The following is an 11,448-nucleotide window of genomic DNA, read 5'->3' as shown; positions in this document are numbered from 1 at the left end:
CCGAGCGAACCGTCGGTGCCCTCTGGGACGCCATCGGACGCTTCATCGACCTCTTCACTCCGACCGAGTGCGCCAACTACTTCAAGAGCTGCGGATACGATGCAGACTGAATGGAATCCGCTCTAGGAACGCCCCCGAGGGGTTGACTCAACGACCCCCGGCCTGAAGAAACCGCGCCACAACCTGACCCCGAGGAGCTCCGCCCCATGACCGTTCGCGTCGCCATCAACGGATTTGGCCGCATCGGCCGCCTGGTCCTGCGTTCGATCGTCGAACACGGCCGTACCGACATTCAGGTTGTGGCGATCAACGATCTGGGCCCGGTCGAGACCAACGCCCACCTGCTGCGCTACGACAGCGTCCACGGCCGGTTCCCCGGCACAGTCACCGTCGAGGGCGACACCATCGACGTGGGCTACGGCCCGATCAAGGTGACGGCGATCCGCGATCCGAAGGATCTGCCGCACGCGGCGCTGAACGTCGACATCGCGCTGGAGTGCACCGGCCTGTTCACGGCCCGTGACAAGGCCGCCGCCCACCTGGCAGCCGGCGCAAAGCGCGTCATCATCTCGGCCCCCGGCGAGGGCGTAGACAAGACCATCGTCTTCGGCGTCAACCACGACACGCTCACCGCCGCCGACACCGTGATCTCCAACGCCTCATGCACCACAAACTGCCTGGCCCCGGTGGCCAAGGTGCTGCAGGACCTGTGCGGCATCGAGCGCGGCTACATGACCACCGTCCACTCCTACACCGGTGACCAGCCGACGCTGGATACGATGCACAAGGACCTGTACCGCGGCCGCGCCGCCGCCATGTCGATGATCCCCACCTCCACCGGCGCCGCCAAGGCCCTGGGGCTGGTGATCCCGGCGCTGGCCGGCAAGCTGGACGGTTCGTCCATCCGCGTGCCGACGCCCAACGTCTCGGTGGTCGATCTCACCTTCGTGCCCGGCCGGGCTGTGACGGCCAAGGAAATCAACGACGCCATGAGCGCCGCGGCGGCCTCGGGTCCGCTCAAGGGCGTGCTGGCGGTGACCAACGATCCGCTGGTCTCCATCGACCTGAACCACGACGCAGCCTCCTCGACCGTGGCCCTGCCACAGACCCAGGTGATCGACGGCGGTCTCGGTCGGGTGCTGAGCTGGTACGACAACGAGTGGGGCTTCTCGACCCGCATGGCCGACACGGCGCTGGCTGTGGCCAAGTTTTTCTAGAGACCGATCAGATGGCTTTCCGCACCCTCGACGACGCTGACCTTCAGGGCCGTCGCGCTCTCTTGCGGGTGGACTTCAATGTGCCGATGGAGGAGGGCCTCGTCAGCGACGATACCCGTCTGCGCGCCGCCAAGCCGACGGTCGACAAGCTGCGGGCGGGCGGGGCCAAGGTCATCCTGCTGGCTCACTTCGACCGGCCCAAGGGCAAGGTCGTGCCGTCGATGAGCCTGGAGCCCATCGTCAGGCCGCTGGCCAAGGTGCTCGGCGTCCCCGTCGCCTTCGCGACGGACTGCGTCGGACCCAAGGCGCGCGAGGCGGTGAGCGCCATGCAGCCCGGCGACGTCCTGCTGCTGGAGAACGTACGCTTCCATGCCGGCGAGGAGGCCAACGACCGCGCCTTCGCCGACGCCCTGGCGGCCAACGGCGACCTCTATGTGAACGACGCCTTCTCGGCGGCCCACCGCGCCCACGCCTCGACCGAGGCCCTGGCCCACCGCCTGCCGTCCTATGCCGGCGAGCAGATGCGGCTGGAGCTGGATGCGCTGCACCGCGCGCTGGGCCATCCCGAGCGGCCGGTGCTTGGCATCGTCGGCGGCTCGAAGGTCTCCACCAAGCTTGAGCTGCTGGGTCATCTGGTCACCAGGCTGGACAAACTGGCCATCGGCGGCGGCATGGCCAACACCTTCCTCTATGCCCAGGGCCACGACGTCGGGGCCTCCTACTGCGAGAAAGAGCTGGCCGATACCGCCCGCGACATCATCCGCCTGGCGGGCCAGAACAACTGCAAGCTCTTTCTGCCCATCGACATTGTGGTGGCCGAACGGCTGGCCCCGGGCGCACCGGCCCGCGTACGCGATATCGGCCACGTCGATGATGAAGAGCGCATCCTCGACGCAGGCCCCCAAACGGTCGAACGTCTCTGCCGGGCGATGAACAATTCAAAGACCCTGATCTGGAACGGTCCGCTGGGTGTGTTCGAGATGCCGCCTTTCGACAAAGGCACCATGGAAGCCGCGCGCCACGCCGCCAAACTGGCCACGGCTGGAAAGCTGGTGGCGGTGGCCGGCGGTGGTGATACCGTCGCGGCTTTGAACGCCGCCGGCGTCTCTGATGACTTCACCTTCGTATCTACCGCTGGCGGCGCGTTTCTTGAATGGATGGAAGGCAAGGTGCTGCCCGGCGTGGCCGCATTGAACCAATAGGAAACAGGTAAGGGGCCATGGCTCGTATCACTCTGCGACAGCTTCTCGATCACGCTGCCGAGCATGGCTATGGCGTGCCGGCGTTCAACATCAACAATATGGAGCAGGCGCTGGCGATCATGGAGGCTGCCGAGGCCACCGACAGCCCGGTGATCATGCAGGCCAGCCGCGGCGCGCGCTCCTATGCCAACGACATCGTTCTGAAGTACCTCATCGACGCCATGGCGGAGATGTATCCCCACATCCCGATCTGCATGCACCAGGACCACGGTAACAACGAAGCCACCTGCGCCACCGCGATACAGTACGGCTTCACCAGCGTCATGATGGATGGCTCGCTGATGGGCGACGGCAAGACGCCCGCTGACTACGACTACAACGTCAGGGTCACGCGCAATGTCGTGGACATGGCCCACTGGGTGGGCGCCTCGGTGGAAGGCGAGCTCGGCGTGCTGGGCAGCCTCGAGACCGGCATGGGCGAAAAGGAAGACGGCCACGGATTTGAGGGCAAGCTCGATCACAGCCAGCTCCTCACCGATCCCGACCAGGCGGTCGACTTCGTGAAGGCCACCCAGGTCGACGCTCTGGCCATCGCCATGGGCACCAGCCACGGGGCCTACAAATTCACCCGCCAGCCCGACGGCGATGTGCTGGCCATGAACGTGATCGAGGAAATCCACCGTCGCCTGCCCAACACCCACCTGGTGATGCATGGCTCGTCGTCGGTGCCGCAGGACCTGCAGGACCTGATCAACCAGTATGGCGGCGAGATGCCCCAGACCTGGGGCGTGCCGGTGGAAGAGATCCAGCGCGGAATCAAGCACGGCGTGCGCAAGATCAACATCGACACCGACAACCGCATGGCCATCACCGCGGCGATCCGGAAGGTGTTCGCCGAAAAGCCCGGCGAGTTCGACCCGCGCAGCTACCTGAAGCCCGCCAAGGAGGCCATGCGCAAGGTCTGCATCCAGCGCTTCGAGGAGTTCGGGACGGCCGGCCACGCCGCCAGCATCAAGGCGATCCCGCTGTCGGCTATGGCCAAGCGCTATGCTGGCGGCGAACTGGCTCCGAAGATCGGCATCACCCGGGCGGCGGCGGAGTAGGTACTCCCAGATCCTCCCAACACTGTCATCCCGGTTTCGCGGTACGCGAAGACCGGGACCCATATGCACCGGATCATGCCGAGGTTGCCTGGGCGAACGGATTGGTCGTGATGGGGCGCGCGGAGTCTATGGGTCACGGTCTTTGGCTGCGCCAAAACCGGGACGACCGTGGTGGGTATGGGGCACCCGTTGTTCAAGCCTCGATTCGGTTTCCCCGCATCTCCTTGACCCAGAAGAAGCCGATCACGGTCGACGCCGCAGCGACCACGATCGGGTACCAGAGGCCGTAGTAGATGTTGCCGGTGGCGGCCACCATGGCGAAGGCCGTGGTGGGCAGGAAGCCGCCGAACCAGCCGTTGCCGATATGGTAGGGCAGGGACATCGAGGTGTAGCGGATGCGGGCCGGGAACATCTCGACCAGCGCCGCCGCATAGGGTCCGTAGACCAGGGTCGCATAGATCACCAGCACCCAGAGCAGGAACACCACGCGCGGCTTGTCGACCTTGGCAGGATCAGCCTTGAGCGGATAGCCCGCCGCCTTGAGCTCGGCGGCGAAGGCCTTGGTCCAGGCGTCCTTGGCGGTTTTGAACTCGGCCGTCGGCAGCTCAGAGCCTTCCAGGCTCGGGAATACCTTGCCGCCGATGCGGATCACCGCCGCGGCGCCGGCCGGGGCAGCCTCGTTGCCGTAGGAAACCCCGGCGCTGGACAGCGCGCCCTTGGCCACGTCGCAGCCCGTCGAAAACGTCTGCTTGCCCACTGGATCGAACTGGAAGTGACAGGTCGCAGGGTCAGCGACCACCACGACCGGCGCTCGCGCGGTGGCCGCCGCCAGCTCGGGATTGGCCGCCACGGTCAGCGCCTGGAAGATTGGCATATAGGTGAAGACCGCCAGGGCGAAGCCGGCCAGAATCACCGGCTTTCGGCCGATCTTGTCCGACAGCCAGCCGAAGATGACGAAGAAGGGGGTCGCCAGCAGCAGGGCGATCGCCACCAGGGTGTTGGTCAGGGCGCCGTCGACCTTCAGCATCTTCTCCAGGAAGAACAGGGCGTAGAACTGACCCGCGTACCAGACCACGGCATTGCCGGCGGCCAGGCCGAACAGCGCCTGCAGCACCAGCTTCAGGTTCGGCCACTCCGTGAAGCTCTCCGCCAGCGGCCGCTTCGAGCCTTTGCCCTCGTCGACCATCTTCTGGAACACCGGGCTTTCGTTGAGCTGCATCCTGATCCAGAGCGAGACGCCCAGCAGCAGGATCGACACCAGGAACGGCACGCGCCAGCCCCATTCCTTGAACGCCTCCTCGCCGATCATGGTCCGGACCAGCAGGATCACCGCGAGGCTCATGAACAGGCCGGTCGTAGCCGTGGTCTGGATCCAGCTGGTGTAGAGCCCGCGTTTGCCGGGCGGAGAGTGCTCGGCCACATAGATCGCCGCACCGCCATACTCGCCGCCCAGGGCCAGGCCCTGCAGCAGCCGTAGGACAATCAGCAGGATCGGAGCCAGCACCCCGATCTCGTCGTAGCTGGGCAACAGACCAACCGCGAACGTCGAGGCGCCCATCAGCAGCATGGTGACCAGGAAAGTGTTCTTGCGACCCCACAGATCGCCCAGCGGGCCGAACACAAGTGCGCCCAGCGGCCGCACCGCAAACCCGGCCGCAAAGGCCAGAAGGGCGAAGATATAGCCGGTGGTCTCGTTCACCCCGGCAAAGAAGTGATGGGTGATGAAGCTGGCCAGCGAGCCGTAGAGGAAGAAGTCGTACCACTCGAAAATAGTGCCGACCGAGGCGCCAGCCACCACCTTGACGTGGGAATCCGGCTTTACCGCCGCCTCTGAGCCGCTCTCGACCGCCATTCCCGTCTCCCCCGATTTTCGCCGGAGGGACGGTAGGGTGAAGCTGGCCCCCTTGGCTACCCTGCAGGCAGCTCGCCCATGGCGCTTTGCAGATAATTGGCCTCGCCCAGGCTTTTCAGCAGCGACAGCTGGGTCTCGAGGAAGTCGATGTGATGTTCTGTGTCGCTCAGAATGGTCTGGAGCAACTCGCGCGAGACGAAATCGGCGGACTGTTCGGTCAGCTTCACGCCCTCGATCAGAGTGGCCCGGCCGCCCGTCTCGACCGCCAGATCGGCTGTCAGGCACTCACCCACCGTTTCACCGATGTGCAGCTTGTGCAGGTCCTGCAGGTTGGGCAGGCCATCCAGGAACAGGATGCGGTGGATCAGCTTGTCGGCGTGCTTCATCTCGCTGATCGATTCCTCGTAGGTAATCTTGCCGAGGCGCGCGAACCCCCAGTTCTCGTACATGCGGGCGTGCAGGAAGTACTGGTTGATCGCCGTCAGCTCATTGGTCAGTACGGCGTTGAGCAGCCGGATGATCGCCTTGTCGCCTTGCATCGCCTGTCTTTCCTGATCGTGGTTCGCGCGGACCCTCGGCCACGTCGGCGCGCGAAGTCAAAGCCTATGTTTGCAAGTGATTTGCGGTCGCTGAAAAAGGTGGGGCGGAGCGACTATTCCGCCGCGAAACGCATCGTCTCGCGCGATTCATCCAGCATCCTGCGCATGTCGCAGACACAGCGGGCGCACTGGGCGGCGCTGTCACAGGCCTTGAAGATCTGCGCGGGCTTTGTCGCGCCGGCGGCGATCGCCGCGCGGACCTGACGTTCACGGATACCGTTGCAGTTGCAGACATACATGGCGCGCGGACCGCTCCTGGCTGACGGTTCAGATCTAGACACTTGCGAACGCGTTTGCAAGTCATTCTCATATTGCCGCAAGATCGGCGCCAGACCCCTGCCTCCGGCCTCATGTCTGTGTATGAAGGGTCCATGGCCTTGCCCCTCTGTCGCCTCTACCTGATCACCCCGCCGCGCCTGGACGATCTGGCCGCGTTCGGACATACCCTGGCTCAGACGCTGGACGCTGGCGACGTAGCCGCCCTGCAGATCCGCCTCAAGGACGTGGCCGACGAGATTGTCTGCGCCGCGGTGGATGCGCTTGCGCCCATCGCTCAGGCCCGGGGCGTCGCCGTGATCCTCAACGACCGCCCCGACCTCGCCGCCCGGATGGGCTGCGACGGCGTACATGTGGGCCAGTCGGACGCCAGCCTCGCCGAAGCGCGCAGGATCATGGGCGCGGAGACCATGATCGGCGTCACCTGCCATGACAGCCTGCACCTGGCCATGGAGGCGGCGGAAGGCGGCGCCGACTACGTCGCCTTCGGCGCCTTTTTCCCGACCACCACCAAGGATGCCCTCACCCGCGCCGATCTTGATCTACTGACTGGCTGGCAGGCCGACATGGTTATCCCCTGTGTGGCCATCGGCGGGATCACCGTTGAGACGGCCCGCGCGATCGCCCGCGCCGGCGCTGACTTCGTGGCGATATCAGCCGGCGTCTGGGCCCATGCCGACGGTCCTGCCGCAGCAGTCAGGGCGCTGAACCACGAGATCGCTGCGGGCGTGGCCGCGCGGGGAACCTGAAGATCAGCGGCGCGGCGTCGGCTCAGGCCCACGCGCCGTACGCATCCACAAACGGCTTGCCCAGCGCCTCGGCCACCGCCGGGTGTGTGACCGCGCCCTTCAGCACATTCAGACCCTTGGCGAGATGACGATTGGCCTTCAACGCCTCCAGTCCATGATCGGCCAGAATCAGCCCGAACGGCAGGGTTGCATGCACCAGCGCCTCGGATGAGGTACGCGGCGCCGCGCCCGGCATGTTCGCCACGCAATAGTGCACCACGCCGTCCACCGTGTAGGTCGGATCCTTGTGGGTTGTGGGCCGGCTGGTCTCGAAACAGCCGCCCTGGTCGATGGAAACATCCACCAGCACCGAGCCCGGCTTCATCTGGCTGAGGTCGGCCTTGCGGATCATGGTGGGGGCCGAGGCGCCGGCGGTCAGCACCGCGCCGATCACAACGTCAGCCTTCAGGATCTCCTCCTCCACCGCATCCTGAGTGGAATAGCGGGTCAGGATCCGGCCCTGGAACATGTTGTCCAGCTCGCGCATGCGGGGGATCGAGCGCTCAACGATCACCACCTCGGCGCCAAGGCCCGCCGCCATCCTGGCGGCATTCATACCCACGACGCCGCCGCCCAGCACCAGCACGCGGGCAGGCGGCACGCCGGGCACGCCGGAGATCAGCAGCCCCATGCCGCCATTGTGCTTTAAAAGGGTCTCGCCCGCCGAGAACACCGCGATCCGCCCGGCCACCTCGGACATCGGCGCCAACAACGGCAGGCCGCCCTGTGCATCCGTAACGGTCTCATAGGCGATGGCGGCGCAGCCCGAGGCCAGCAGGCCGTCGGCCTGTGCGGGGTCGGGGGCCAGATGCAGGTAGGTGAACAGGATATGCCGCTCGGTCAGCCGCGCCCATTCGACAGCCTGCGGTTCCTTGACCTTCACGATCAGTTCGGATCCGGCGAACACAGCCTCGGCGGACGCCGCGATCCTTGCCCCGGCTCGTGTGTAAAGCGCATCGGAATACCCGGCGCCGTCGCCGGCCCCGGTTTCCACCGAAACCTCATGCCCACGGGCCACATACTCCCGCACCGCCGCCGGCGTCAGGCCCACCCGGTACTCATCCGGCTTGATCTCACGAGGCACGCCGACACGCATGGGAGGCTCCTTTGGGGGAGGAAATTTCACCAGGTGGCGATAGAAGACCACAAATCATTCGGGTCAAGTGAAATGCGGGACGTCTGTTTCCGTCTGTTTTTCGGCGGCCCAGCGGAAACGGTTCACCGCCTTTCAGCCCGCTGATCCATAGGGGCTGACAAACCCACTTTCTCCCGCTATAGACGCGTCAACATCGTCCGTTTGCGCTGTATGGTGCCTACGAGCGGCGGGCTCCGGCCCGGCCGCTCTTTTCTTTGCCGGAGGCCTGGGTTCCCGTGCGTGGGAAGACCGCTGAAGATCTGAACCTGCTGGAGCTGCTCGACCCGGTGGCCGAGGCGGCGGGCTACGCCATCGTGCGCCTGCGCCTGATGGGCGGCGCCGAAACGCGCCGGTTGCAGATCATGGCCGAGCGGCAGTCGGATGGCGACATGGTGGTTGAGGACTGCGCACGGCTGTCACGCGCCATTTCCGAAATCATGGACGCGGCCGATCCGATCAGCGGCGAATACACCCTGGAGGTCTCGTCGCCCGGCGTGGACCGGCCGCTGACCCGGCTGGCCGATTTCGCCACCTTCGAGGGCCACGAGGCGAAGATCGAGCTGGATCGCCTGGCGGAGGGCCGCAAGCGCTTTCGTGGCGATCTGGCCGGCATCGAAGGTGATCAGGTGGCGCTGGACCTAGAGGGCGAGGACGAGACCGTGCTGGTCCCCTTCGCCTGGATCGTCGAGGCCAAGCTGGTCCTGACCGACGCATTGATGAAGCGGGGCGCCGACATTCGCGCCGCCCGCCTGGCTGCCGAAGGCCAGATGTCCGAACAACAACAGACGACCGAGTAAGAAGGAAATCCCATGAGCCTCACCGGCATCTCTGCCAACCGGCTTGAACTCCTGCAGATCGCCGAGGCCGTGGCCCGCGAGAAATCGATCGACAAGGAAATTGTCATCGAGGCGATCGAGGAAGCGATCCAGAAGGGCGCCCGCTCGCGCTATGGCGCCGAGCACGACATCCGGGTCCACATCGATCCCAAGACCGGCGAGACCACCATCAAGCGGGTGATCACGGTGGTCGCGGACGACGCGGTGTTCGGCGGCGGCGTGGATGATGACGGCGCCGAGCTGCCCTTCGAGGAGCCGCCCGGCATCATGCGCCTGGCAGACGCGCTGCGCCGGGAGAAGTCCGCCAAGATCGGCGACACCTACGACGAAATCCTGCCGCCCTTCGAGTTTGGCCGGGTGCAGACCCAGATGGCCCGCCAGGTGGTGATGGGCAAGGTCCGCGACGCCGAGCGTGAGCGTCAGTTCGAGGAATACAAGGACCGCGTCGGCGAGATCGTCAGCGGCGCCGTCAAGCGCGTCGAGTACGGCAACGTCGTGGTTGATCTGGGCCGGGGCGAGGGCATCATGCGTCGCGACCAGTCGATCCCGCGCGAGAACTTCAACATCGGCGACCGGGTGCGTTGTTACATCTATGACGTCCGCCGCGAGACCAAGGGCCCGCAGATCCTGCTCAGCCGCGCTCACGGCGGCTTCATGGCCAAACTGTTCGCCCAGGAAGTGCCCGAGGTCTACGACGGCGTCATCGAGATCCGCGCCGTGGCCCGCGATCCGGGCAGCCGCGCCAAGATGGCGGTGATCTCCAACGACAGCTCCATCGACCCCGTCGGCGCCTGCGTCGGCATGCGCGGCAGCCGCGTGCAGGCGGTGGTGGCCGAACTGCAGGGCGAAAAGATCGACATCATCCAGTGGAGCCAGGACGAGGCCACCTTCATCGTCAACGCCCTGGCCCCCGCCGAGGTCTCCAAGGTGGTGATGGACGAGGAAGACGAGCGCGTCGAAGTGGTCGTGCCGGATGAGCAGCTGTCCCTGGCCATCGGCCGCCGTGGCCAGAACGTGCGTCTCGCCAGCCAGCTGACCGGCTGGCAGATCGATATCATGACCGAGGCCCAGGAGAGCGAGCGCCGCCAGCGCGAGTTCGCCGAGCGCACCCAGCTCTTCCAGGAAGCCCTGGACGTGGACGAGGTGATCGCCCAGTTGCTGGTCACCGAAGGCTTCGCTTCGGTGGAAGACGTGGCCTATGTGGACGTTTCCGAAGTGGCCTCCATCGAGGGCTTCGACGAGGAAACCGGGGCCGAGATCCAGGCGCGGGCCCAGGACTACCTGGAGAAGGAAGCCGTCGAGCTGGACAGCAAGCGCAAGGAACTAGGCGTCGAGGACGGCGTTCTGGCCATCGAGGGCATCACCCTGCCGATGGCCGTGGCCCTGGGCGCCGGCGATGTGAAGAGCGTCGAGGATCTGGCCGGTCTGGTGCCGGACGACCTGCGTGGCTGGTTCGAAAGCAAGAACGGCGAGCGGGTGCGCCAGGCCGGCATCCTGGAGACCTTCTCCCTGGAACCGCAGGACGCTGAACTGCTTATCATGCGCGCCCGCGTCGTGATGGGCTGGATCGAAGCGCCGGAAGAGCCGGAGCCTGAAGAGGTCGAAGGTGAGGCTGAATTGACCGCAGAAGACGTGTTTGGCTCGGCCGAAGGGCCCGCCGCCGAGGCGGAAGCCGTCGGCGAGCCGCAAGACTCCTAAGGCCGAGTGAGGTGACCTGCCATGGAGCCCGCCGCCGCCAGGCCCGCTAGAACCCTCGCCGAGGCATCGCGCGAGCGCCGCGATATCGTCTCGGGCGAGGTGATGGCGGAGGCGCGGCTGATCCGGTTCGTCGCTGACCCGGACGGCCAGGCTGTGCCGGACCTGGCGCGCAAGCTGCCGGGGCGCGGAATCTGGGTGGCGGCGGACCGAACCTCTGTCGAGACGGCGGCCAGGCGTGGCCTCTTCGCGCGTTCGGCCAAGGCGAAGGTGACGGCGCCCGGGGATCTCGCCGATCAGGTGGCGGCCCTGTTGCGCCGCCGGCTGCTGGCGGGGCTCGGACTGGCGCGACGGTCAGGAGATCTGGTCTCGGGCTTCGAGAAGGCCTGCGCCGCCATTTCCTCAGGCAGGGCCTCATGGCTGATCGAAGCCTCGGACGGTGCGCCGGACGGTCGACGCAAGGTGATGGCGGTGGTTCGCCGACAGGCGCCGGGCCCCGATGTCTTCGGCGTCTTCAGTTGCGAGGAATTGGGTTTGGCCTTGGGGCTGGAGAATGTGATACACACCGCCTTCCTTGCGGGGCGAGCCTCCGGGCGCTGGACCGAAGATGTCCGACGTTTCGCAGGATTTAGTCCGCTCCTTCCTGAGGATTGGCGCGAGGAGCCTGGCGAGGCGAAGCGGGAGCCCTAGGGCTTTCCGCCCCTCCTCGTTTGTGACCTGAGACGATACGTGAATGGTCGGGACC

The 11,448-nt window shown here is 66.0% G+C and carries 11 protein-coding genes; 7 read left to right on the top strand and 4 right to left on the bottom strand.

Annotated features, from left to right (window positions below):
• The first annotated feature begins 206 nt into the window (after positions 1 to 206).
• The 3 genes from gap to fba are packed head-to-tail and all read left to right on the top strand — an operon-like array spanning position 207 to position 3,522.
• Complete coding sequence (gap, locus tag ACIQ3B_RS11070; RefSeq protein ID WP_397402508.1) at positions 207 to 1,217, top strand: type I glyceraldehyde-3-phosphate dehydrogenase; 1,011 nt, start codon at positions 207 to 209, stop codon at positions 1,215 to 1,217.
• A gap of 11 nt (positions 1,218 to 1,228) precedes the next feature.
• Complete coding sequence (locus ACIQ3B_RS11065; RefSeq protein WP_397402506.1) at positions 1,229 to 2,419, top strand: phosphoglycerate kinase; 1,191 nt, start codon at positions 1,229 to 1,231, stop codon at positions 2,417 to 2,419.
• Positions 2,420 to 2,436: 17 nt separating this feature from the next.
• Complete coding sequence (gene fba / locus ACIQ3B_RS11060; protein ID WP_397402504.1) at positions 2,437 to 3,522, top strand: class II fructose-bisphosphate aldolase; 1,086 nt, start codon at positions 2,437 to 2,439, stop codon at positions 3,520 to 3,522.
• Positions 3,523 to 3,715: 193 nt separating this feature from the next.
• Here fba and ACIQ3B_RS11055 read toward each other — a convergent pair whose 3' ends face one another.
• The 3 genes from ACIQ3B_RS11055 to ACIQ3B_RS11045 all read right to left on the bottom strand — a co-directional run bounded on the left by ACIQ3B_RS11055 (position 3,716) and on the right by ACIQ3B_RS11045 (position 6,212).
• Positions 3,716 to 5,374 carry an MFS transporter gene (locus ACIQ3B_RS11055; RefSeq protein ID WP_397402502.1) on the bottom strand — a complete coding sequence of 553 codons (1,659 nt, stop codon included), beginning with the start codon at positions 5,372 to 5,374 and terminating at the stop codon, positions 3,716 to 3,718.
• A gap of 56 nt (positions 5,375 to 5,430) precedes the next feature.
• The gene (gene bfr / locus ACIQ3B_RS11050; protein ID WP_397402500.1) at positions 5,431 to 5,913 is read right to left on the bottom strand and encodes a bacterioferritin; all 483 of its coding nucleotides are present in this window, start codon (positions 5,911 to 5,913) and stop codon (positions 5,431 to 5,433) included.
• Positions 5,914 to 6,026: 113 nt separating this feature from the next.
• Positions 6,027 to 6,212 carry a bacterioferritin-associated ferredoxin gene (locus ACIQ3B_RS11045; protein WP_397402498.1) on the bottom strand — a complete coding sequence of 62 codons (186 nt, stop codon included), beginning with the start codon at positions 6,210 to 6,212 and terminating at the stop codon, positions 6,027 to 6,029.
• A gap of 132 nt (positions 6,213 to 6,344) precedes the next feature.
• Here ACIQ3B_RS11045 and thiE point away from each other — a divergent pair, with 132 nt between their 5' ends.
• Complete coding sequence (gene thiE / locus ACIQ3B_RS11040) at positions 6,345 to 6,998, top strand: thiamine phosphate synthase (protein WP_397402496.1); 654 nt, start codon at positions 6,345 to 6,347, stop codon at positions 6,996 to 6,998.
• A gap of 22 nt (positions 6,999 to 7,020) precedes the next feature.
• On the opposite strand, the gene ald is transcribed toward thiE, so the two are convergent.
• Positions 7,021 to 8,133: an alanine dehydrogenase gene (gene ald / locus ACIQ3B_RS11035; RefSeq protein WP_397402494.1), complete on the bottom strand. Its 1,113-nt coding sequence runs from the start codon at positions 8,131 to 8,133 to the stop codon at positions 7,021 to 7,023.
• A 275-nt stretch (positions 8,134 to 8,408) separates the two neighbouring features.
• Here ald and rimP point away from each other — a divergent pair, with 275 nt between their 5' ends.
• Genes rimP through ACIQ3B_RS11020 form a run of 3 tightly spaced genes read left to right on the top strand, consistent with a single transcriptional unit; the run spans position 8,409 to position 11,393 of the window.
• Complete coding sequence (gene rimP / locus ACIQ3B_RS11030; RefSeq protein WP_397402492.1) at positions 8,409 to 8,969, top strand: ribosome maturation factor RimP; 561 nt, start codon at positions 8,409 to 8,411, stop codon at positions 8,967 to 8,969.
• Positions 8,970 to 8,981: 12 nt separating this feature from the next.
• Positions 8,982 to 10,706 (top strand): transcription termination factor NusA, encoded by a 1,725-nt coding sequence (gene nusA, locus ACIQ3B_RS11025; RefSeq protein WP_397402490.1) that lies wholly within the window; start codon positions 8,982 to 8,984, stop codon positions 10,704 to 10,706.
• A 21-nt stretch (positions 10,707 to 10,727) separates the two neighbouring features.
• Positions 10,728 to 11,393 (top strand): RNA-binding protein, encoded by a 666-nt coding sequence (locus ACIQ3B_RS11020; protein ID WP_397402488.1) that lies wholly within the window; start codon positions 10,728 to 10,730, stop codon positions 11,391 to 11,393.
• Positions 11,394 to 11,448: the final 55 nt, after the last annotated feature.

The sequence above is a fragment of the Phenylobacterium sp. genome, assembly GCF_044358365.1.
Taxonomy (GTDB): domain Bacteria; phylum Pseudomonadota; class Alphaproteobacteria; order Caulobacterales; family Caulobacteraceae; genus Phenylobacterium.
The sequence above is the reverse complement of the archived record's forward strand: the minus strand, read 5'-3'. Positions and strand labels throughout refer to the sequence as shown.